Source organism: Sphingobium sp. TomTYG65, assembly GCF_055395525.1.
This window is the reverse complement of record NZ_AP027331.1, coordinates 32889-54100: the sequence shown is the minus strand read 5'-3', so window position 1 is coordinate 54100 and position 21212 is coordinate 32889. Positions and strand designations below refer to the sequence as shown.

Genomic DNA, 21212 nt, shown 5'->3' with positions numbered 1-21212 from the left:
TCCCTTCAGAGATGATAGACGTCAATGACCTGATGAATATAGTCGTCCTTCAGGACGATCTTCTTCTTCAGGATCTTTGGCGACTTGTCGCTGACGTCCAAAGTCACGAACGTGGTCCCGAAAAACTGTTGGGTCTTCTGGTACCGATGACTCATCGTATGCCAGTTATAGCGCAGGTCGATCGCGTCACTGCGCGTCTCGATAATCTCCACATTGGCGATGAAGTGCGATGTGCGCGCTTCCGGCGTGCTGGCAGACGACCGTTCGGTATTCAGCCGATAGACGCGATCTTCCAACCCCTTGCGACTGCCATAATAGATCAGCGAGATTTCGATGTGCGGATCGGTGGTCAGCGCATCATCATCGGTCCAGGCTGGCATCCAATATTCGCACTGCTCCGAATAGCAGTCCAGCCATTCGTCAAACGCGCGATCATCAAGCAGTCGTGCCTCGCGATAGAGGAAGGCGCAAATGTCCTGATAGGACAGCGTCGAGCCCGGGGTGTCGAGGACCAATGTCATTCCGCCGCCTCCATCATCGGAGCCGCGCCGGCATCCTTGGCCATGCCGTCGAGCATGATCTTCGCCCAAAACTCGTGCTGGCGCACGAACAGCCCTTCGTCCTCGCTGCGCCCGCTCGACAGCAGGGGCTTCATGCCCATCGCTGCCGCATTGCTGTCCGGCCCGGCGATCCAGCGGGTCGCGCCGCGGCTAAGGTCGTTCCACAATCCGCCCGCGCCCTCATAGGCCGACTGGCAGCTGCGGAATTCCTCCAGATCGTCGGGCGTGCCCATGCCGGTGACGTTGAAGAAGTCCTCATATTGGCGGATGCGGTGGGCGCGGTCTTCGGCGCTCTCGCCCTTGGGTGCATAGCAATAGATGGTGACTTCGGTGGTGTGGACATCGATCGGTCGCACCACACGGATCTGGGTCGAGAACTGATCCATCAGGAACACGTTCGGATAGAGCGCCAGATTGCGGGTCTGTTCGAGGATGAACTTCGCCTTGTCCTCGCCCAGCCGCTCGACCAGCTGGTCCTTGTAATTCCAGACCGGCCGAACCTCCGGGTTCAGCACTTGGGTCCACAGCAGGATGTGGCCATGTTCAAAGCCATAGACGCCACTCGCCGGCGCCTTCGACCAGCCATTGGCGTCGACCGCCTTGGTGCCGCCTTCGGCGCGGCGGCCCATGGTCGATTGGTAATTCTCATGGACCGAACTGACATGATAGCCATCGCAGCCATTTTCCATCTGCATCTTCCAGTTGCCGTGGAAGGTGTAGGTCGAATTGCCGGTCAGCACCTCCAATCCTTCGGGCGCCTGGTCCACCATCTGGTCGATGATGACCTTGGTTTCGCCCAGATGATCTTCCAGTGGCAGGACGTCATGATTGAGCGAACCGAAGATGAAACCGCGATAGCTCTCAACGCGGACCTTTGTCAGGTCGTGCGATCCTTCATGATCGAAACTGTCGGGATAGGCGCCCGTGCTGGCGTCCTTGGCGCGCAGCAGCTTTCCGTCCGTCTTGAAGCTCCAGCCGTGGAACGGGCAGACGAACAGCGGCTGATTGCCCCGCTTGCGGCGGCACAGCTTCGCACCGCGATGGGCGCAGGCGTTGACGACGCAGTTGAGGCCGCCATCCTTCGCCCGCGTCAGGATCACCGGCGTATGGCCGATCCAGGTGGTGAAATAATCGTTCTTCTTCTCTACCTGGCTCTCATGCGCCAGATAGACCCAGTTGCTCTCGAAGATATATTTCATCTCCAGATCAAACAGCGCGGGGTCGGTGAAGACGTCGCGGCGGCAACGGAAAATCCCCGATTCCGGATCGTCGACCACGGCGGTCGCGACGCGCTGCATCAGGTGCTCGTACATAATCCTGTCTCCTGTGCCTGAACGTCAGGCGACCTCGGTTTCGGGTTCGGCGACCGCTTTGGCGCGAGTGCGGGATGAGAAGCCCTCGTCGCTCTGGCTGACCGCGCGCTGAAGCTGGAAGTCAAAGGCGATGTAGGCGGTGTCGCCCTGGCGACTGGGCACCGGCAGCAGGCCCTGACGCGTGCCGAAGGCGAAATCGTCCGCCGCGAACGGATCGTCGCCGAAATTGATCTGCGTTGTCAGCGTGCGATAGCCCGGCGCCTCGATGAAGAAATGGACATGGGCCGGACGATTGCCGTGGCGTCCCAACGCCTGCATCAGCTGGTCTGTCGCACCACCAGGCGGCACCGAATAGCCGCTCGGCTGCTTGGAATGGAAGGCGTAGCGGCCATCCTTGCCCAGCTTGATGCGACGGCGGTTGTTGAACGGTGTTTGTTCACCGGTCGGGTCGAAATGCGAATACCAGCCCTTGCTGTTGGCGTGCCACACATGGACGATCGCATTCTGCACCGCTTCGCCGTCGGGGCCGGTGACGGCGCCGCTCATATAGAGAGTCTGGGTGCCTTCATCGGGATCGACACTCAGATTGACGTCGCCTTCCACCAGCGGCGCGCCGGCGACATAGAGCGGCCCTTCGATGGTGCGGGGCGTACCGCCGCTCAGACCCGCCTCGGCATCCTTGGCGTCCATGTAGAGGTCCATGAAATGCTCAAGCCCAGTGCCGGGCACGATCAGCCCGATCTCGCCCGCGCTGTCCGACAGAAATTTCATCGCCAGCCAGAATTCGCTTTCGGAAATGTCGTGCTTGACGATCAGGTTCATCACGCTTTCGGTGAGGTCGCGCATGATCGCCTTGAGCCGCGGATTGCCGCCGCTTTCATTCACACCGGCAGCACGGTCGAGCAACTGCTGAATTTCCGGTCGTTGTACGAAGCTGGTGTCCATATTTTCTCTCCTAAACCTGTGGTCGTCCGATCAGCGATCGTCGTCGTGAACGGATGAGGGATGGCGGCACAGCGGCGTCACCTTCATGGTCATGAAGGGGTAAAGCGGCAGCGCCATCAGCGTGTCATGCAGGGCCGCATTGCTCTCGACGTCAAAGATCGAGACGTTCGAATAGAGGCCGACCTTACGCCAGATATGGCGCCAGATACCGGCGGTTTGAAGCTTCTGGAAATATTCCTTTTCCTCGGCCTTGATCCGCGCCGCCTGATCGGGATCGAAACCCAGCGGAATGTTGACGTCCATTTCGACCATGAACAGCATGGATTCAGGCTCCTGCGGCAACGGGGTGAAGGACCGGCGACGTGCGATCGCGCCGGAAGAAGGCCAGTTTGTCCTCGTCAAAGGCGATGCCGAGGCCCGGCCCGGTCGGCACGGCGAGCGAAAAGTCGCCATATCCAAGGGGTTCGCTCAATATTTCCTCGGTCTGGAGCAGAGGGCCGAACAATTCCGTGCCCCAGGCCAGTTCCGGCAGCGTAGCAAAGACATGAGCCGATGCGGCCGTGCCGACCCCGCCCTCCAGCATCGTGCCGCCATAGAGGCCGATCCCGGCGGCTGAGCCGATGGCGGCCACTTGCGCGGTGGCGAACAGCCCTCCCGACTGCGCGATCTTGAGCGCGAAGACGCTCGCCGCATGGGCAGAGGCGATCCGCATCGCACTGCGCGGACCGTTCAGCGCCTCATCGGCCATCAACGGCACCTGCTGGCTCTTCGAAAGACGCGCCATGGCGGCGATTGCGTCGCCAGCGATCGGTTGTTCGACCAGGTCGCAACCGACTTCATGCAGCATCGCCATGCCGGTCTTGGCCTGCGCCTCCGACCAGTTCTGGTTGACGTCGACGCGAACGCTGGCGCGGTCGCCCAGCGCTTTGCAGATCGCGCCGACATGGGCGACGTCATCCTGCACTTCGCGCTTGCCGATCTTCAGCTTGAAGATGCGGTGGCGGCGGCGATCGAGCATTTCCTCGCCTTCGGCTATGTCGCGCGCGGTATCACCGCTTGCCAGCGTCCAGGCAACCGGCAGGCTGTCACGCACGCGCCCCCCGCCGATCAGTTCGGACACCGCTATGCCCAGCCGCTTTCCCGCCATGTCGAGCAACGCGGTTTCGACCGCACATTTGGCGAAATGGTTACCGCGCACGCAGCGGGCGACCTTCGCCATACTCGCGCCGACCTGCGTCAGGTCGCAGGTTTCCAGCACGGGAACAATGTAGGTGTCGATCGCCGACTTGATGCTCTCCGGGCTTTCCTCGCCATAGCTGAGGCCGCCGATCGTTGTACCCTCGCCAATGCCCTCCACGCCGTCGGCATCGACCAGGCGCACGATGACCATCGACTGGGCGTGCATGGTGGCCATAGCCAGAACATGCGGGCGAATTGTCGGCACATCGACGATGAAGGTATCGGCTCGGCTCAATACAGCCATTGCAGCGACTCTCCTAAATCCCTAGTTTTCGCGAGACAGATATGCCTCGGCAGTGGATCGATCAAAGATCAATGTGGTCAAGGCTCCATACTTTGGAGGTATGATAGATGATCGACCTGCGCCTTCTGCGCTATTTCGTGGCGGTGGCGGAGGAAGGCAATTTCAACCGCGCCGCCGAACGGCTGCATATCGCCCAACCGCCCTTGTCCCGCGCCATTCAGCAGTTGGAGGCCCATGTCGGCGCACCGCTGCTGGATCGCGCAAGCCGGCCGCTGCGGCTGACCGACGTTGGACGACTGCTCCACGAGCAGGCACTGCAACTGTTGTCCCGCATGGAGGATGTCGAGGCGATGGTGAAGTCGGCGGCCACCAGTCGGCGGCGACGGCTGGTCATCGGCTTCGTCGCCTCCACCATCTACGCGCGCCTGCCCGAACTGATCCGAGAATTTCGCAAGGCCGCGGAGAATGTCGAACTGGTCATGGTCGAAAGTCCGACGCTCGAACAGATCGCTGCGCTCAAGGACGGCCGCATCGACGTGGGCTTTGGCCGCATCCGGTTCGAGGATCCCGCCGTCCGGCGCATCATCCTGCGCAACGAGAAACTGGTTGCCGCCTTTCCGCTTGACCATCCTCTGGCGCATGGCGAAGGTCCCATTTCGCTGCGCGACCTGGCCGACGAACCGCAGATCATCTATCCGCGCGCGCCCCGCCCCAGCTATGCAGACCAGGTGATATCCCTGTTTCGCGACCATGCAATCGAACCGCGCATCGTCCATGAGGCCCGCGAACTCCAGATCGCGATCGGCTTGGTCGCGGCGGAGGAAGGCATGGCGATCGTGCCGGAGTCGGTGCATCGCGCGCGCAGCCATGATGTCGCCTTCCGCGAACTGGTGGAGCCGGCGACATCCCCCATCATCATGAGCCACAGGCCAGGCGACCGCTCGCCGGAACTGGCGCTGATGGCGGCCGTGATTGCCCGCCAATATGCCGACTGGGGCTATGAGGTTCCGGCGGCGCTGTATGAGGAATTATGACTGTCTGCCAGAGCCGTTCATACCCATTGCGTATTTGATCGGGACTTAAACGGTATTTGGCTCGATCCTGCAAATCTCTCACTTATCCGGGAATCATACCCATCAAATAAGGGAGAGGAATCGATATGCAGGATATCGATATAATTCGTCACATCGACGAATCCAGATTCGGAAATCTTCATCTCAAGATCATAATAGCCTGCGCCATCCTGCTGATAGTCGATGGTTACGATGTCTTTATTTACGGCGTCGTTCTTCCACAGTTGATGGACCAATGGCAACTTACCGCGCCACAGGCCGGTTCGCTGGCGAGTTGGGCCTTGTTCGGCATGATGTCGGGTGCGTTGTTCTTCGGCCCACTGGGCGACCGGATTGGCCGGAAAACCTGCATCACCATCTGCTTTGCCCTGTTCAGCGCCGCCACCTTTGTGAACGGCTTCGCGACGACGCCCACCATGTTCGGCGCGCTCCGCTTCCTGGCTGGGCTCGGCTGCGGCGGCCTGATGCCCAACGCCGTTGCACTCACCAATGAATATGCGCCTAAGCGGATGCGCAGCACCCTCGTCGCCCTGATGTTCAGCGGCTATGCGGTGGGTGGCATGGCGGCAGCCGGCCTTGGAATCTGGTTGCTGCCACTGTTCGGTTGGCAGGCGATGTTCTTCGCTGCCGCCGTTCCGCTCCTGCTGCTGCCGCTGGTTCTTCGTGGCCTACCGGAATCCGCTGGCTTCCTGATCCGCAAGGGCGAACAAGCACAGGCCCGCGCCATCCTGCAACGCCTGTCGACGCAACCCATCGCGGACGGGCGGCTCGTCTATCAGGAGGCGAGCAGCGATCGCGCGTCTGTCGCCGAACTGTTCCGACACAATCGGGCTGTCGGCACCCTGTCCATGTGGCTCTGCTTCTTCTGCTGCCTGCTGATGGTCTATGCGCTCGGTTCTTGGCTGCCACAGTTGATGCGCAGCGCGGGCTATAGCCTTGGCTCAAGCCTGTCCTTCCTGCTGGCGCTCAACTTCGGGGGCATGTTCGGGGCAATTGCGGGCGGACGCCTGGCCGACCGGTTCGGACTGCCGCGCGTGGTGATGGCCTACTTCCTGCTGGGCGCGGCGTGCATCACCCTGCTCGGCCTCAACGGCCCGATGCCGATCCTCTATCTGCTGATCTTCATCGCCGGGGCCGGCACCACGGGCACGCAGATCCTGCTCTATGCCAGCGTCGCTGAATTCTACAGCCTTTCGGTTCGCTCGACCGGCCTTGGTTGGGCGTCGGGCATGGGCAGGGTCGGCGCGATCGTTGGGCCGATGCTGGGCGGGCTGCTGCTCGCCGCGCAATTACCGATGGCGCTCAACTTCGTCGCCTTCGCCATTCCCGGCCTCATTTCGGTAGTGGCCACCGCCATCTACATGGTGAGCCGCCGCCAGCAGATCGCTCAGGACAATTACGCCCTAGCGGCGTGACCAGGACTATCATGACCGTTCGGCAGACATCCTCGATCCCGGCTATCATTGCCGGGATCATCGCCACCACCATATCCTTCGCGGGTCCGCTGGTGATCATATTTCAGGCTGCACAAGGGCTGGAGCCTGCTCTTGTGGCGTCCTGGATATGGGCCATCTCGATCGGCAGCGGCATCCTTGGCATCGTGCTGAGCTGGCGCTGGCGAGTACCGATCGTGATCGCCTGGTCAGCGCCCGGATCCGCGCTGCTGGTGACGATGCTGCCGCAGACCGATTTCGCCACAGCCATCGGCGCCTATATCGTCGCCAATCTCGCGGTGCTGCTGGTGGGACTGTCCGGCGCGTTCGATCGGCTGATGCGGCTGTTACCCGCTGCAATCACCGCCGCGATGCTGGCTGGCATATTGTTCCGGTTCGTCATCGACATGATCGGCAGCGTCCCGTCGGCTCCCGTTACGGTAATCGCGATGATCGCCGCCTTCTTCGCCGGGCGCATCCTCGCGCCCCGCTATGCGGTCGTGGCCGTGCTGATGACGGGTCTGGCCTTGACGGCTATGAACGGCGGCCTGTCCGGCAATATCGGCGTGCCACATATCACCATGCCGGTATGGACGACGCCGCGCTTCGACTGGGCAGCGATGGCCAGCATCGCGCTGCCGCTGGCTGTTGTCGCTCTCACCGGACAATTCCTGCCCGGCATCGCCGTTCTGCGCGCTGCGGGTTATGAGAAACCTGCCGCCAGGCCGATCGTCTCGGCCAGCGCGCTGGCTTCGATCGTGCTTGCGCCCTTCGGCTGCCACGGCCTCAACCTCGCCGCCTTTACCGCTGCCATCTGCCTTGGCCCCGATGCTCACCCCGACCCGGCGCGCCGCTATGTGGCCGGTATCTCGGGCGGCGTGACCTATCTCGTCTTCGGGGCTTTCGCCGCCACCGTGCTGGCGCTGTTCGCGACCTTGCCCAAGCCGCTGATCGCGGCGCTCGCGGGCCTCGCCCTGTTCCCGGTGGTCTCCGGCTCTCTCAGCACGGCGCTACGCGCCGAACAAGGGCGCGACGGAGCGCTCGTCACCTTCGCGGTAAGTGCATCGGGCATGACGTTGGCGGGCCTCGGCTCCGCCTTCTGGGGCCTGATCTTCGGCCTCGCGGTTCACCTGCTCCAGTCGGTCGTGGCGCGACCTGCGCAAACGGCCGCCGCCTGACCGCCCTTCAAAAATAATCGACATTCCGGGAGAGTATCTATGTTCACCATCATGGCGCACGCCCTGTCCGCCGCCGCCCTGCAGGCCGCGCCTGCCGCGACGCTGCCGGCGAGCACCGCCCCGACTGAGACCAAAGACCCGCAAGCCGAAGAAGCGCAAAGGCCGGCGGAACTGCCGGCCTCGCAGACCAAGGATCGGCTCAAGCCGCCCAAGCCCGCCTTTCGCCCAATCAACCATGACGAGGATTATTCGGGCTTCCGCGATATACGCGATGCCAATCTGTGGACGCGCCTCAAATATCTGCCGATCGTCGGCAAGACCTATGCGACGCTCGGCGGCGAACTGCGCCTGCGTCCCGAACTGCGGCTGGGCGAACGGTGGGGACGCGGTCCACAGGATAATGACGGCAATTTTCAACAGCGCACCCGCCTCTGGGGCGACCTCCAGGTCGAAGGCTTGTTTCGAGCTTTCGTCGACCTCGAACATGCGACGAGCACTGGACTGGATTCAGTCGTCGCCCCGATCGAGGAAGGCCGCCTCGACTTCAACCAGGCCTTCATCGAAGCGCATGTGCCCGTCGGCCCAGCACGGATCACCGCCCGGCTGGGGCGTCAGGAAATCGGCATCGGCAACCAGACCATCTTCGACATGCGCGAAGGCGCCAACACGCGGCGTTCGCTCGACCTGCTGCGCGTGATGGGAACATTGGGCAAATGGGACGGCGGTTTCCTGACCGGTCATGCCGTGCTGGAAAAGCTGGGGACATTCGACGACGAAACGAACCATAATTATGACCTGACAGGCTTTCATGCCGGGCGCAGTTTCGGCGGCGATACACGCACCGGGCGCGCCGAAGCCCTGTTCGTGTCATCCGATCGTGTTACCCTGGCCTTCGACAGCGAACCGGCCGCGCGCGACCGGCGCCGCACCCTGTCGCTGCGCTATGCGGGCAAGCGCGACGCCTGGAGCATCGATGTGGAAACGATCCGCCAATGGGGCTCATTCGGCGATCTCGACATTGACGCTTATTATGTCACCGGCACGCTGGCGCATGGCTGGCAGGGGGGATGGAAGCCCAAACTCGCACTGCGGGTCGATGTCGGATCGGGCGACAAGAATTCGAATGACGGAAAGATCGGCACCTATGCACCGCTCTTCCCAAAGCCGCTGACCTATAATGGCGACCTTGGCCCGCATAACCTGACCATCATCCAGCCGATGCTGTCGCTCCAGCCGTCCGCACGGCTGAAGCTCGACTTTTCGGCGGCGGGGCTGTGGCGGACCTCCATTCACGATGGTGTCTATTCACTGGGTGGTCAGGTCTTGCGGCGCGGCGACGAAACCGACAGCCGTTTCTTCGGCAAACGCGTGACCGCCGCCGGGCAATATGCCCTCAATCCCTTCACGACGCTGGGCTTCTACACGATCTACGGCGACGTGTCGGAAAGGTTCAAGCCGGGCCGCGATCTCGTCTATGCCGCCGGATACATGACGTTTCGCTTTTGAGACCATAACGGCCGATTGTTACGATCGAAGGCGTTGCCAGACTCTCCGCATTTGCGGGCAGCATCAGGCGCCATGTCGAGGCGGGCAAGCCACATAATTGCGGCCACCTGCTAATGCATCGGCGTCGATTGCTCACCGTCGAAGCCGCACGAGAATCTCATCAAGCACGGATAGAAAGCGTGAACGATCCGCCTTCGCAAATGGCGCTGGTCCACCGATGCCATCAGCACTGGCGCCTGCTCGCAGATCCGCCATAATGGCCCGTACTGCAACGGCGTTACCAATGGACGCGGTGGTAAAAGGCTTCCCCGTAGGCGCGATCACCGCTCCACATCCGGATTTCAGGCATCGGTCAGCCAGCAAAATGTCGGACGTTATGACGACGGATCTTGCCTCCACATGGTCGACAATCCAATCATCCGCCGCGTCGAAGCCATCACTCACCACGACGCGTGAGATGAGCGGATGCGCCGGCACCCGAATGGGGCTGTTGCTGACGACGACGACTGGCACTTCATGGCGCCATGCGACCTTATAAGTCTCATCCTTCACGGGACAAGCATCAGCATCAATGAGGATCTGTGGCATTTAAGAGATGTAGAGTGGGTCGCCTGAAATTGGGAGACGGAATGTCACAACTGAATGGCTACACACGCGTTGGTGCCGAAATCCTGCGGCTTCCACACCCTAGTTGCGCAACCGGGCGTTGCGGTGATGCACTGACCAACCGGTGTAAGAGCGGCGCTCTCAGCAAAAGCCTGCATCGAGAATGCGCCACTCCAACGACCGCGTTTCGAGCAATGGGGTTGAAAATGGCCAGCCATCGCCGCTCCAGGACTTATTGCATGTGCGAGATTAGGACCTTGCCCACATGTTTGCGATCTTCGAAATGGCGGTAAGCAGCAGCGGCCTCTTCGAACGGGAAAACGGAATCGATAACGGGATCGATGCCGTTGGCGGCGACGAATTGCAGCATCTCCTCCAGATCGCGGCGGCTGCCCATGCCGTTGGCAAATAGCGTCAGGACCTTGTGATTGATGGGCAGCATATGCGCGTAATCGATCGATCCCATGCCACCTACGATGCCGACCATGGCGACGCGTCCGCCAACCTTGGCCGCAACCAACGACTGCGGCAGGGTATTAGGGCCACCAACCTCGACCACCAGATCGACGCCAACGCCATTCGTCAACTCAAGCACCTTGCCGCCCCATTCTGGTGTCTCGACATAGTTGATGACGGCGTCCGCCCCCATGCTCCTGAGCTTCTCCTCCTTCGCCGCCGAAGACGTTGTCGCGATCACCCGACAACCCATCGCCTTGGCAAACTGCAGTGCGAACAGGGCCACGCCGCCAGTCCCTTGGGTCAACACGGTGCTGCCGGGAATGACATTATATTTGCCAGGACCTCCCATGAGGCTGTTCCATGCGCTGAGACCGGCGCAGGGTAGGCTCGCAGCAGCTTCAAAGCTGATCGCTGCAGGCACGGCCACCAACCACTCTTCGGGCACAATGACTTCCTGTGCCAGCATCCCATCGGCCACAATGCCGAGGACCAGCCCGGTTGCTCCCGGAGCGGGCGCGCCGGCGATCCAATTGGCGTGCGGATTGGCGACCACCCGATCGCCTGCCTTGAAGCGCATGACTCCCTCACCGACGGAGAGCACCACCCCGGCGCCATCCATGAGCGGAACGCGGCCTTCTACCGGGAAATTTCCCCAGAGGTTCAGCGTGTCGACGAAGTTCAACGAGTTGCTCTTGATCGCAACTCGAACTTGGCCTGCGCCCGGATCAGCCAACTCCCCTTCGATCAGAGACATTCCAATCGGGTGCTGATCCCTGATCCTGATGGCGCCTTCGCCTGAAAGGACATATTTTTTCACTCATGACTCCTGTGTCGTGGGATGCTTGAGCCCCCGGATGATCAGGCGGAGACGCCCCTTCATCACCCTGCTAGGTGAAGGTAAGAAGACGAGAAACCGCCTGCTTCTGCCAGGCGGTTCCAGTCGGGAATCATCACAGATTGCCGGCCCCGCTGTATGAGGCCGTCACCCTCGAGGGATTTGAACGTCCGGTTGATGTGAACAGGCGTTAGCCCCAGCGCATCCGCAATCTGCTCCTGCGTGAGCGGAAGATGGACTTCGGATCGGCTTCCTATGCCGGCATGTTCCTGCTTCATCCCGATTTCACACAGCAGGTGAGCAAGTCGTGCCCGCGCATCGCGGCGGCCTATTCTGACAACCCATTCCTGAAAAACCGACGCGTCCGCGAGTGAGTCCATCCAGATGGCCTCAGCGACGGCGGGTCGGGAACGTGTCAGCTTTAGAACCGCTCCCACCGGGATATCGGCAAGCTTTGCAGGCGTGACCAGTTGAACGCTTTGATCGGCAGCATGCAGCATGGAAAAATGAAGATCGACAAAATCGCCTTCCATATGAAAGCCGACGATCTGACGCCCGCCATCGTTCACCAGCCTGTACCGCTGCGCAAAGCCGCTCAGCAGGATCGTGCAAAATGTGGGGATTTGGCCGGCACGTATGATGTGCTGGCCTGCCGTCATTGTCCTTATCGTATAGGGAAGCGCGCCAATGGCTTGCCGGTCGTCATCCGACAATTCCGCTCTCTCGCTGAGCTTTGCTGCTAGTTTCCTCAGTGGGTGGTTTTCAGCGCCCAACGACTTGTCCTATTTTATAGTCGACCATCAACAGTCACCTCAACGTCATAGAGAAGAAGAGCAACAACACGCACTAATGTAGATTAAGCTATCTTCGTCGATGAGCCAGCCGAGGCGCATGGACGCGATTTGCCAAAGGGAGCATACGACAAAAATATGCCGTTACAATCTCTCATATATGTGAGCGATAGCACGCTTTCTGCCTCAACCGAGGCGGGTGAGGTCGAGGCTATCATCGACGTCGCTCGAAGCAGGAATGGCGACCTCGAGGTAACCGGCGCGCTGATGTTCACCCACAGCAATTTCGTGCAGGTGCTGGAGGGTTCTCCTGCAGCCTTGAACGAATTGATGGCGAGCATCAAAAGGGACAGCCGCCATCAGAATGTAAGGGTGCTCGAGGTAGAAGCTCTCACCTCCAGGCGCTTCTCTGATTGGTCGATGGCCTATGTAGGCCCTGCTGCGCTGGTGGAACCCCAATTGGCTCCGCTGGTGAGAGCAGATGGGAAGATCAACCCGTTCGCAACCCAGGACATGATTTCGCTGCTCAGATCTCTCGTTGCGCTCGGATAATCGGCAGCTATCTCGACCCGTCTCACCAGCGCGCGCGTCGGATCGCCGGTATGCCGTGCCCCTCTCCTGCGGTTGAGTTAGCGTCTCGGGCCACCATTTCGGGATTGATGCCTCCCCAAACGCCTGAGCTAGCACCGCTTCCAGTTCCAGCGCTTCCCAGCGGGCCATCGGAGCCCCGCCTCTCAAGGGACAGAGGCGGGGCCGTCGGGTTCAGGGGAACTGCACAATGGCCCGCGTCGCTCCCGGCTGCACCTGAAATTGTGGATTATCCCACTGGTCATATGCAGGTCGCCCTTGCGGCTTATTCAGGCGCCGCGCCGCCGTCGCTCGACCGCGCAAGTCATGCCGCATTCGGAGCAAAGCCAGGAGCCGCTTGCCGGTCTGAGGGCTCGGCCTGCCGCTCAGACCCGTTTTGAAGTGCGACGGCTCAAGTCCTGAGCCCCGGCCGTCGACATTCCAAGGGCGGGCGAAACAATTTCGGGACTTGATAATCCAGCCTCGACGCAGTTGCCGAGTGCTGGTGCATGATGGCCTTCGGATCGATCGATGCAGTCAGGCGCATTCCAAATCCATCGCCCATGCGCCAAACTATCATTCCGTCCATGGGTGCGCGATCCGGGAAAATTATACTGACGATTTCGCCCGGCTCGATGTCATGGACACATTTGCCACCGATGCCGCGGTCGGAGACATTTCGAATCATGATGTCGATGAGGCCTGCCCGAGGGTGCTGCATATAGGCTCTGAGCAAACGGCGTTCCCGGCCGGCCGCACGGTCAAGAGGGGCTTCACTGTTCATACTGGGCATTCCCGTCTGGAGCAAAGTTGAGATTACCCCCCGGCTCAGTAGATAACAGATAGATGGATTGATCCGACACACGCACGTTAACTAACAGCCAGTTAACCCTCATTTTCCTCATCTGTGATCCGGGGATAGATGAACAGCAGGCATCTCCTTTATGTTGTATTTTGCAGAGGATAAGGCGCCGAACCTCAGAAGCTTTTCGGCAGCCCCAGCACATGGGTCGCCACATGGCTGAGGATCAGGTTGGTCGAAATGGGCGCGACTTGATAGAGCCGCGTCTCGCGAAACTTGCGTTCGATGTCATATTCTTCAGCAAAGCCGAAACCGCCATGCGTCTGCATACACATGTCGGCAGCGGCCCATGACGCTTCGGACGCCAGCATCTTCGCCATATTGGCCTCAGTGCCGGACTGCACCCCAGCGTCGAACAGCGCCGCCGCCTTTTGCACGATGGCCGCAGCGGCCGTCGTCTGCACATAGGCGCGCGCGATGGGAAATTGCACGCCCTGGTTCTGCCCGATCGGCCGTCCGAACACCGAGCGCTCCTTCGCATAGGCGCTTGCCCGATCGATGAAGAAGCGCGCGTCGCCAATACATTCGGACGCGATGAGGATGCGTTCGGCGTTCATGCCGGACAGGATATAGCGGAACCCCTTCCCTTCCTCACCGATCAGATTTTCCGCAGGCACGCGCAGGTCATCAAAGAAGAGTTCGGTGGTCGCATGGTTCAACATGGTGCGGATCGGCTGGATGGAAAGGCCCTTCCCCACCGCATCGCGCATGTCGACCAGCAGCACGCTCATGCCATCCGTCGGCTTGACGCATTCCTCCCGCGGCGTCGTGCGGACCAGAAGGACCATCAGGTCCGAATGCTCCGCCCGGCTGATCCAGATCTTCTGTCCGTTCACCACATAATCATCGCCGTCCCGCCGCGCGAAGGTACGGATGCGGGTCGTGTCGGTGCCGCTCGTCGGCTCCGTCACGCCGAAAGCCTGAAGGCGCAGATCCCCTGACGCGATCTTCGGCAGATAGCGCCCCTTCTGCTCTTCCGATCCGTGACGCAGGAGCGTGCCCATCGTGTACATCTGCGCATGCGCCGCGCCGCCGTTGCAGCCGGATCGATGCACCTCCTCCAGCACCGCAATCGCTGCGGACAGCCCCAGGCCCGAGCCGCCAAATTCTTCAGGGATCAGGATCGAAAGCCACCCTTCCCGCGCCAGCGCAGACACGAATTCGGCCGGATAGCGGCGTTCCAGGTCCTGTTGCTGCCAGTAGGAGCCGGGAAACTGCGCGCAGAGGCGGCGAATGCCATCACGAATGTCCGGAAATGATTCTTCCTGCCCCGGCCCGTTCATGATGATCCTGCTCCGCTTATCGCCTTGAGCCATGTGATAGCTCCACCAGCCACATAACAGAACACTCGCGCAACCATGCACTTCTTCAAACCGGCTGCGGGATCAATCCTGTACCGGTCCTGGAACCAGGACGCTCGCCTTGCCCGTATTGGCAAAGCTCGTCCTGGCGTCGGACACCATCTTCCGCAGCCTCTTCACGACTTTGGGATCGCCTTGCGCAGCGCTATAGCTTTCGCGGATGTCTTTGCGCATGTCGTAGAGCCGAGGATATCCCGCACGCTGCCCAACTCGCGACGGGCATGGACAGCCTTGCCCTCACCCCTTATTGATCAGGCTATGTCAGCGGTGACAAAGGGAATGAGGATGGCGATTTCAAGGCGTGACATGCTGGCGGGCGTGGCCCTCGCGGTGGGCAGCGCTGCCCATGCGCGGAAGCTGCCGGACGGAGCGTCGCGGGCACGCCCGAACATCCTTTGGCTGATAAGCGAGGACAATAACCCCTATATCGGCGCCTATGGCGACCGCCTCGCGCGCACGCCCAATATCGACGCGCTCGCCCGAAAGGGCGTCATGTACCGCAACGCCTTCTCCAATGGCCCGGTCTGCGCCACGTCGCGTTTCACGCTGCTCACCGGCGTCCAAGCCGAATCCTGCGGTCCGGCGCACCATATGCGGGCAAACGCGCATCTCCCCAGCGACATCCGGACGTTACCGGAAATCCTGCGGGAGGCGGGCTATTACTGCACCAACAATTTCAAGACCGATTATAATTGCGACATCGACCCCCGGAAGATCTGGGATGAATCCAGCGCCAAGGCGCAATGGTATAACCGCCCCGACGGCGCGCCCTTCATGTCGGTCTATACCGACTTCACCACCCATGAATCGCAGCTGTTCTTTCCGACCACAGGGGCAGTCCGCCCTGCCGAGGTCAGGGTGCCGCGCTTCCTGCCCGACGCTCCGGAGGTTCGGCAGGACATCGCCAGCTATTATAATCTCATGGAAAAGATGGACGCGCATGTCGGCGACCGGCTGAAACAGCTGGAGGAGCGCGGCGTCGCGGACGACACCATCATCTTCTATTTCGCGGACAATGGCGGCGCCCTGCCGCGCAGCAAGCATTTCTCCTACGACAGCGGCTATCGCACGCCCCTGATCGTCTATATCCCGCCCAAGTGGCGGCATCTGGCTCCCGCCGCTCCGGGGAGCGTCATCGACGGGCCGGTCAGCTATATCGATCTCGTACCGACCGTCTTGTCCCTGATGGGCCGCACCAAGCCCGCCTATATGGCAGGGCGTGCGCTGATGGGGCCGCATGCGGGCAAAGCGGAGCGCTACGCCTTCGGCGCGCGGGATCGCATGGACGAGCGCTACGACTTCTGCCGCACCGTCTGCGACGGCAGATACCGCCTGACCCGCAACTATCTGCGCGACCGACCCGCATCGGGTCACCAGGCTTATGCCTGGCAAATGAAAAGCTATCAGGAATGGGAGCGGCAGCATCTCGCCGGAAAGCTGAACGCCCAGCAGGACGCCTTTTTCCAACTGCGCCCCTATGAACAGCTGTTCGACCTTCAGGAGGACCCTGACGAGGTACATGACCTGATCGGTGATCCCGCCCATGCGGCACGCCTGCGCAAATTGCGGCGCGCGCTCAACGCGCACATGCTGGAGGTGGTGGACAATGGCTTCATCCCCGAAGGCGCGCCTGAGGAAGGCTATCATGAAAGCCGCAACCCTCGCGCCTATCCGCTTGCCCGGGTAATGGGCCTCGCGGCGCTGGCCGCGAGCGCCGACGCCCGCAACGTGCCCGCGCTTCGATCGGCGCTGAAGGACCGCAACGCCGTAATCCGTTATTGGGGAGCGATGGGCCTGCGCTTCCTCGGCAGCGCAAGCGCACCCGCTAGAGCGGACCTGCTCGCAGCAGCCGCATCCGACGCATCCCCCCATGTACGCATCGTCGCCTCTGAGGCGTTGATCAAGCTGGGCGAGAAGACCGCTGCGGCTGAACTTGGCAAGATAATGGGCCAGCAGCCGTCCGTCCGGCCGCTGCAGATCCAGGCGCTCGATGCACTCACCTATATCGGCGATGCCGCGGACGCCGTCCTGCCGCAAATCCAGGCAGCGGCGGCGAACAATGATCCCAACGTCTCGGCTGCAGCCCGCTACATCATTGCCCTGCGCGATGGCAGCTATACGCCGTCGAGCCAGATCTTCCCGGCAAAGAACGGCCCCTCGCAAACTCCATTGCCCGCGCCAGCCCTCTGAAGGAGCGTATGCCCGCAGATAATGCGGGCATGCGGATACCCAGCAGCTTCGCCGCGTTCAGGGAAAGTCCTTGGCCGGGAGAAAGCGCATCACCACCTTCATGTTCGCCACCGGCGTCGAAAACAGCGTGCCGACCATCGACAACGGCCGCACGCGTGTCGATGAAATGGAAAGCTGCGGTCATTATGATCGCTGGCGTGAAGACTTCGCCCTCGTGCAGGAAATGGGCATAGCCTATCTGCGCTACGGTCCGCCCATTCACCGCACCTGGTTTGGACCCGGCCAATATGACTGGGACTTCGCCGACCAGAGCTTTTCCGAACTAGAGCGGATGAACATAGTCCCCATTGTCGATCTATGCCATTTCGGCGTTCCCGACTGGATCGGCAATTTCCAGAATCCTGACTTTCCTCAACAATTCTGTATCTACGCCCGCGCCTTCGCCGAACGCTTCCCCTGGGTCCAGCTCTACACCCCCGTCAACGAGATGTATATCTGCGCCACTTTTTCCGCACGCTATGGCTGGTGGAACGAACAGCTCAGCAACGACCGCGCCTTCGTCACCGCGCTCAAGCATATCGTCCGCGCCAATGTGATGGCAATGCACGAGATATTGGAGGTGCGCCCCGACGCTATCTTCATCCAGAGCGAATCGTCCGAATATTTCCATGCCGAAGCGCCTTCTGCTATCCGCCCTGCGGAGATCATGAACTCGCAGCGTTTTCTGTCGCTCGACCTCAATTATGGCCGGCGTCTGGATTCAGAGATGTACGAATATCTCATGGATCATGGCATGACGCGCGAGGAATATCACTTCTTCCTCGACAACCGATTGAAGCAACATTGCATCATGGGCAATGACTATTATGTCACCAACGAACATCGGGTCTCCGTTGACGGAACAACGCGCGCATCTGGCGAGATCTTCGGCTATAGCGAGATAACCCGCCAATATCATCAACGCTACTATCTGCCGGTGATGCACACCGAAACCAATCTGTCGCAAGGTCCGCTCGGCACCGAAGCGGTCGATTGGCTGTGGAAGCAATGGGCCAATGTCCTGCGCGTCCGCAATGACGGCGTGCCGATCGTCGGCTTCACCTGGTATTCGCTAACGGATCAGGTGGATTGGGACAGCGCGTTGCGGGAGAAGCGCGGCAACGTCAATCCGCTCGGCCTTTATGATCTCGACCGCAACATCCGTCCGGTCGGCAAAGCCTATAAACGGCTGATCCAGCAATGGCGCGACGTCCTGCCCACCCAAAGCCTCTGCCTGACGGTTCCTGTTGTCCTGCCCAGCGACGCGGGCCGCAGCTTCGCCGCCGAACAGCGCGCACGCGCCAAGCAGATGCTCAGGACACCAGCAACCACTCCGGCAGTGCAGGAGGATTGAGGCGGAGTTGACCAACAGCCAAAGAAATCGATCAGAGTGACGAAGACGATCGGTTAGCGCTGTCCCGGCGCCATGGTTAACAAGACGGCGCTGGATCGGGCGAGTTTCTTTGGGTCGCAAATCCTCTCTTGTCCCGGTCCAGCACGAAAAGGCCGATCTAACGGATAAGCGGTTCAGCCACGTCCCAGAGGCGGCGCGCCGCATCTGCGTCCAGTGAAGCGGCCGCCACGCCCCAACCCGGCGGCAGAGCAGGCGACCACACAGCCGCGATGGCGCAGTCCTCGATATAAAGCCCACCCTTCCCCTCAAGCTCAGGCGCGACAGCCGTCCAGACAGGCGAAGCAGCGCCCTCCTCCAGCGTCTTCATGCGACCATGGGGCAAGCTGCCGTCTTCATTCACCCAGCCCAAACGCACCGCATCTTCAAAAGTCACATGGCGGCCGAGATTGGTCGCGACGCCGCCGGGCGTGACCGCGTTCATGGTCACGCCGCTGTCGGCATGACGGCGGCTATATTCGACCGCCAGCAGGTTTGCACACAGCTTGGCATGTCCATATGCCTCGAACTTCTCGTACTCGCGCCGCTCGTAATTCAGATCATCCAGCCGCAGTTCCGAAAATTGGTGAGAGCCCGAAGAGACAATCACAACCCGCCCCCTACGCATCTTCAGGTTCGGCAGCAGCAATTCGGACAGCAGAAATGGCGCGAAATAATTGACGGCCATCTGGCTTTCGAAGCCATCTTCCGTTCGGGTAAGCGGCGGCCCCATCAGCCCCGCATTGTTGATCAGCAGATCCAAGGGCCGGTCCCCCCACCCTGCGGCGAAGGCGCGAACCGACGCCAGGGAGAGCAGGTCGATAGCTGCCGCCTTCGGGCGCACGACAGCCCCCGCTGCTGCGATCTCATCCGCCACCCGCTCGCCCGCCGCAATGTCACGGACCGCCAGCGTGACGTCCGCCCCCGCGCCCGCGAGCGCCGACGCGATTGCCGTACCTACGCCCGAAGACGCCCCTGTGACGATAGCAGTGCGACCCGTCAGATCGACGTTGCGCAATATGTCCTGCGCCGTGGCAAAATCACCGGCCGTGCGCTCACCATTCTGATTTTCTGTCATGATCTCTCCTGTGACGTCTGCCTAGATCAGCATGCCACCACCGCCAAGGCGGGAATGAAGCAGCTCACGCCAACGAAAAGGAAAGCGACCGCCGGACCGTATCGACATTGCCAAGTTGCAGCCTGACGCTTTGGCCGGGGCTCAGTCCCGGAACGGCCAGCCGCGCAGCTACCGGCCAATCGCACAACTGCACCTTGGCCCCGCGCTCGTCCACATCGGTTACCACTGCGGCAAACCGCTCCGCTTCCTTCCCGCTCAGCAACAGCGTCTCGGCCAAATCGACGACGGCACGCTCGATCTTCCCCGCCAGTGCGGCGGCTCGCGCCATCACGGCGGGCAACTTCTCGAACGCCTCGCCGACGACTGGTGGCACGGCGCGGCCATTGGCCACTTCCAGCACGGCGCGAAGGACATAGCGATCCGCCAGCCGCCGCAGCGGCGCGGTCGCATGAGCATAGGTGGCGGCCATCGCGGCATGCCACGGCGTCACGCCCGCACGATAGGGCGCATAGGACGCCCCCGGCCCCGCGCGGCGGATCGCCATCATCAGCGCAGCCTGCTGCGGATCGTGCGGCGACAAGGTCCGCTCGAAATCCTTGAGCGCCATGGATTCCGGCCAGTCCACCTTCAGCGCCTGCGCGCTCAGCCTCAGCCGCGCCACCGCCTTCTCGTCCGGCTCCGCCATGACGCGGAACAGCCCCGTCGCATGCGATTGCAGAGCATCAGCGACCGCCAGATTGGCCGCCAGAGACAGGCTGGCGTTGCTCGCTTCCGATTCCAGACGCGGCCGGAACGCCAGTTCGAACCCGCCCCCTGGACGGGTGGAAACCTCCTGCTCCGGCGGATCGACACGCGCCGATCCCCTCTGCGCCTCCGCATATTGGATACGCCGCGCGAGTTCACCAAATTCTTCCGGCAGGTCTGCCGCCTCGACGCTGTCATAGGCGAGCTTGGCCCGGCTGCGGATCAATGCGCGCTCCACCCCGTCCAAACGAACGCCGCCATCGGCATCGATGCGCACCAGAAGCAGGATCGCCGGTCGCGGCCCTTGCGGCAGCAGGCTGGCGGCTCGCTCGCTCAGCACAGGCGGGTAGAGGCTCGCCTTGCCATCGGGCAGGTACAATGTCTCACCGCGCCGCCATGCCTCGGCGTCAATCACGCCGCCATCATCGACGAACCAACCCACATCGGCGATGGCATAATAGAGCAGCAGATCGCCGCCGCTCTGTTCGATCCACAATGCCTGATCGAGGTCGGTCGATGACGCCGGGTCCAGCGTCACGAACGGCAGGTCGGTGCGGTCGACATGCTCTGTCGGAACACGCGCGGCCGCCGCTTCCGCGGCTTGCACAATCTCGGGCGAAAACGCGGCGGGCACCTGAAATTCGGATCGAATGAGTGCAAGGCCCGCGCCCAGCGCATGGCCGCTATCAACAACTGTCTTCATCCGCGCCGTTTAGATCAGGCGTCCTCCCGATTGTCCATAACCGGGCGTCCTTTCGCCGCTCGTCGCAAATCGATTGACCTTCCCGACATGGCCCGC

General features: G+C 61.5%; 20 protein-coding genes. 7 read left to right on the top strand and 13 right to left on the bottom strand.

Annotated features, from left to right (window positions below; genetic code table 11):
* Positions 1-5 precede the first annotated feature (5 nt).
* Genes benB through ACZ5Y5_RS14140 form a run of 5 tightly spaced genes read right to left on the bottom strand, consistent with a single transcriptional unit; the run spans position 6 to position 4301 of the window.
* On the bottom strand, positions 6-521 hold the full coding sequence (benB, locus tag ACZ5Y5_RS14160) for a benzoate 1,2-dioxygenase small subunit (RefSeq protein ID WP_464811140.1): 516 nt from the start codon (positions 519-521) through the stop codon (positions 6-8).
* Positions 518-1873, bottom strand: coding sequence for an SRPBCC family protein (locus ACZ5Y5_RS14155; protein ID WP_464811139.1), 1356 nt, complete (start codon positions 1871-1873; stop codon positions 518-520). The genes benB and ACZ5Y5_RS14155 overlap by 4 nt, the downstream gene beginning before the upstream one ends.
* A 24-nt stretch (positions 1874-1897) precedes the next feature.
* Positions 1898-2818, bottom strand: coding sequence for a dioxygenase family protein (locus tag ACZ5Y5_RS14150; RefSeq protein ID WP_464811138.1), 921 nt, complete (start codon positions 2816-2818; stop codon positions 1898-1900).
* A 30-nt stretch (positions 2819-2848) separates the two neighbouring features.
* A complete protein-coding gene (catC, locus tag ACZ5Y5_RS14145) occupies positions 2849-3139 on the bottom strand; it encodes a muconolactone Delta-isomerase (protein WP_464811137.1) in 291 nt (96 codons plus the stop codon).
* 4 nt (positions 3140-3143) lie between these two features.
* Positions 3144-4301: a muconate/chloromuconate family cycloisomerase gene (locus tag ACZ5Y5_RS14140; RefSeq protein ID WP_464811136.1), complete on the bottom strand. Its 1158-nt coding sequence runs from the start codon at positions 4299-4301 to the stop codon at positions 3144-3146.
* Positions 4302-4411: 110 nt separating this feature from the next.
* Here ACZ5Y5_RS14140 and ACZ5Y5_RS14135 point away from each other — a divergent pair, with 110 nt between their 5' ends.
* The 4 genes from ACZ5Y5_RS14135 to ACZ5Y5_RS14120 all read left to right on the top strand — a co-directional run bounded on the left by ACZ5Y5_RS14135 (position 4412) and on the right by ACZ5Y5_RS14120 (position 9491).
* Positions 4412-5335, top strand: a complete 924-nt coding sequence (locus tag ACZ5Y5_RS14135) for a LysR substrate-binding domain-containing protein (protein WP_464811620.1) — start codon at positions 4412-4414, stop codon at positions 5333-5335.
* Between the two features lie 125 nt (positions 5336-5460).
* On the top strand, positions 5461-6789 hold the full coding sequence (locus ACZ5Y5_RS14130) for an MFS transporter (protein WP_464811135.1): 1329 nt from the start codon (positions 5461-5463) through the stop codon (positions 6787-6789).
* A gap of 11 nt (positions 6790-6800) precedes the next feature.
* Positions 6801-7985, top strand: a complete 1185-nt coding sequence (locus ACZ5Y5_RS14125) for a benzoate/H(+) symporter BenE family transporter (protein ID WP_464811619.1) — start codon at positions 6801-6803, stop codon at positions 7983-7985.
* 39 nt (positions 7986-8024) lie between these two features.
* On the top strand, positions 8025-9491 hold the full coding sequence (locus tag ACZ5Y5_RS14120) for an alginate export family protein (RefSeq protein WP_464811134.1): 1467 nt from the start codon (positions 8025-8027) through the stop codon (positions 9489-9491).
* Positions 9492-9623: 132 nt separating this feature from the next.
* Here ACZ5Y5_RS14120 and ACZ5Y5_RS14115 read toward each other — a convergent pair whose 3' ends face one another.
* From ACZ5Y5_RS14115 to ACZ5Y5_RS14105, 3 genes are all read right to left on the bottom strand, one after another.
* The gene (locus tag ACZ5Y5_RS14115; RefSeq protein ID WP_464811133.1) at positions 9624-10079 is read right to left on the bottom strand and encodes a YaiI/YqxD family protein; all 456 of its coding nucleotides are present in this window, start codon (positions 10077-10079) and stop codon (positions 9624-9626) included.
* 250 nt (positions 10080-10329) lie between these two features.
* Positions 10330-11373, bottom strand: coding sequence for a zinc-dependent alcohol dehydrogenase family protein (locus tag ACZ5Y5_RS14110; RefSeq protein ID WP_464811132.1), 1044 nt, complete (start codon positions 11371-11373; stop codon positions 10330-10332).
* A gap of 62 nt (positions 11374-11435) precedes the next feature.
* Positions 11436-12164 carry a Crp/Fnr family transcriptional regulator gene (locus tag ACZ5Y5_RS14105; RefSeq protein ID WP_464811131.1) on the bottom strand — a complete coding sequence of 243 codons (729 nt, stop codon included), beginning with the start codon at positions 12162-12164 and terminating at the stop codon, positions 11436-11438.
* 156 nt (positions 12165-12320) lie between these two features.
* Between ACZ5Y5_RS14105 and ACZ5Y5_RS14100 the strand changes: the two genes are divergently transcribed.
* The gene (locus ACZ5Y5_RS14100) at positions 12321-12734 is read left to right on the top strand and encodes a BLUF domain-containing protein (protein WP_464811618.1); all 414 of its coding nucleotides are present in this window, start codon (positions 12321-12323) and stop codon (positions 12732-12734) included.
* Positions 12735-13161: 427 nt separating this feature from the next.
* On the opposite strand, the gene ACZ5Y5_RS14095 is transcribed toward ACZ5Y5_RS14100, so the two are convergent.
* The 3 genes from ACZ5Y5_RS14095 to ACZ5Y5_RS14085 all read right to left on the bottom strand — a co-directional run bounded on the left by ACZ5Y5_RS14095 (position 13162) and on the right by ACZ5Y5_RS14085 (position 15146).
* Positions 13162-13533, bottom strand: coding sequence for a hypothetical protein (locus ACZ5Y5_RS14095; protein WP_464811130.1), 372 nt, complete (start codon positions 13531-13533; stop codon positions 13162-13164).
* A gap of 194 nt (positions 13534-13727) precedes the next feature.
* A complete protein-coding gene (locus ACZ5Y5_RS14090; RefSeq protein ID WP_464811617.1) occupies positions 13728-14894 on the bottom strand; it encodes an acyl-CoA dehydrogenase family protein in 1167 nt (388 codons plus the stop codon).
* A gap of 102 nt (positions 14895-14996) precedes the next feature.
* The gene (locus ACZ5Y5_RS14085) at positions 14997-15146 is read right to left on the bottom strand and encodes a hypothetical protein (RefSeq protein ID WP_464811129.1); all 150 of its coding nucleotides are present in this window, start codon (positions 15144-15146) and stop codon (positions 14997-14999) included.
* 111 nt (positions 15147-15257) lie between these two features.
* Here ACZ5Y5_RS14085 and ACZ5Y5_RS14080 point away from each other — a divergent pair, with 111 nt between their 5' ends.
* Positions 15258-17162 (top strand): sulfatase-like hydrolase/transferase, encoded by a 1905-nt coding sequence (locus ACZ5Y5_RS14080; protein ID WP_464811128.1) that lies wholly within the window; start codon positions 15258-15260, stop codon positions 17160-17162.
* Positions 17163-17262: 100 nt separating this feature from the next.
* Positions 17263-18555, top strand: coding sequence for a family 1 glycosylhydrolase (locus tag ACZ5Y5_RS14075; RefSeq protein WP_464811616.1), 1293 nt, complete (start codon positions 17263-17265; stop codon positions 18553-18555).
* A gap of 157 nt (positions 18556-18712) precedes the next feature.
* On the opposite strand, the gene ACZ5Y5_RS14070 is transcribed toward ACZ5Y5_RS14075, so the two are convergent.
* Positions 18713-19669, bottom strand: coding sequence for an SDR family NAD(P)-dependent oxidoreductase (locus ACZ5Y5_RS14070; protein WP_464811127.1), 957 nt, complete (start codon positions 19667-19669; stop codon positions 18713-18715).
* 64 nt (positions 19670-19733) lie between these two features.
* Positions 19734-21116 carry an RNB domain-containing ribonuclease gene (locus ACZ5Y5_RS14065; protein ID WP_464811126.1) on the bottom strand — a complete coding sequence of 461 codons (1383 nt, stop codon included), beginning with the start codon at positions 21114-21116 and terminating at the stop codon, positions 19734-19736.
* Positions 21117-21212 lie beyond the last annotated feature (96 nt).

What these genes read in the sequence shown, in the direction of transcription:
- benB (WP_464811140.1), bottom strand. Translation starts at nt 521, where the DNA reads ATGACATTGGTCCTCGACACCCCGGGCTCGACGCTGTCCTATCAGGAC.
- ACZ5Y5_RS14090 (WP_464811617.1), bottom strand. Translation starts at nt 14,894, where the DNA reads ATGAACGGGCCGGGGCAGGAAGAATCATTTCCGGACATTCGTGATGGC.
- ACZ5Y5_RS14075 (WP_464811616.1), top strand. Translation starts at nt 17,263, where the DNA reads ATGTTCGCCACCGGCGTCGAAAACAGCGTGCCGACCATCGACAACGGC.
- ACZ5Y5_RS14130 (WP_464811135.1), top strand. Translation starts at nt 5,461, where the DNA reads ATGCAGGATATCGATATAATTCGTCACATCGACGAATCCAGATTCGGA.
- ACZ5Y5_RS14125 (WP_464811619.1), top strand. Translation starts at nt 6,801, where the DNA reads ATGACCGTTCGGCAGACATCCTCGATCCCGGCTATCATTGCCGGGATC.
- ACZ5Y5_RS14070 (WP_464811127.1), bottom strand. Translation starts at nt 19,669, where the DNA reads ATGACAGAAAATCAGAATGGTGAGCGCACGGCCGGTGATTTTGCCACG.
- ACZ5Y5_RS14120 (WP_464811134.1), top strand. Translation starts at nt 8,025, where the DNA reads ATGTTCACCATCATGGCGCACGCCCTGTCCGCCGCCGCCCTGCAGGCC.
- ACZ5Y5_RS14140 (WP_464811136.1), bottom strand. Translation starts at nt 4,301, where the DNA reads ATGGCTGTATTGAGCCGAGCCGATACCTTCATCGTCGATGTGCCGACA.
- ACZ5Y5_RS14150 (WP_464811138.1), bottom strand. Translation starts at nt 2,818, where the DNA reads ATGGACACCAGCTTCGTACAACGACCGGAAATTCAGCAGTTGCTCGAC.
- catC (WP_464811137.1), bottom strand. Translation starts at nt 3,139, where the DNA reads ATGCTGTTCATGGTCGAAATGGACGTCAACATTCCGCTGGGTTTCGAT.
- ACZ5Y5_RS14080 (WP_464811128.1), top strand. Translation starts at nt 15,258, where the DNA reads ATGGCGATTTCAAGGCGTGACATGCTGGCGGGCGTGGCCCTCGCGGTG.
- ACZ5Y5_RS14095 (WP_464811130.1), bottom strand. Translation starts at nt 13,533, where the DNA reads ATGAACAGTGAAGCCCCTCTTGACCGTGCGGCCGGCCGGGAACGCCGT.
- ACZ5Y5_RS14100 (WP_464811618.1), top strand. Translation starts at nt 12,321, where the DNA reads ATGCCGTTACAATCTCTCATATATGTGAGCGATAGCACGCTTTCTGCC.
- ACZ5Y5_RS14085 (WP_464811129.1), bottom strand. Translation starts at nt 15,146, where the DNA reads ATGCGCAAAGACATCCGCGAAAGCTATAGCGCTGCGCAAGGCGATCCC.
- ACZ5Y5_RS14065 (WP_464811126.1), bottom strand. Translation starts at nt 21,116, where the DNA reads ATGAAGACAGTTGTTGATAGCGGCCATGCGCTGGGCGCGGGCCTTGCA.
- ACZ5Y5_RS14155 (WP_464811139.1), bottom strand. Translation starts at nt 1,873, where the DNA reads ATGTACGAGCACCTGATGCAGCGCGTCGCGACCGCCGTGGTCGACGAT.
- ACZ5Y5_RS14115 (WP_464811133.1), bottom strand. Translation starts at nt 10,079, where the DNA reads ATGCCACAGATCCTCATTGATGCTGATGCTTGTCCCGTGAAGGATGAG.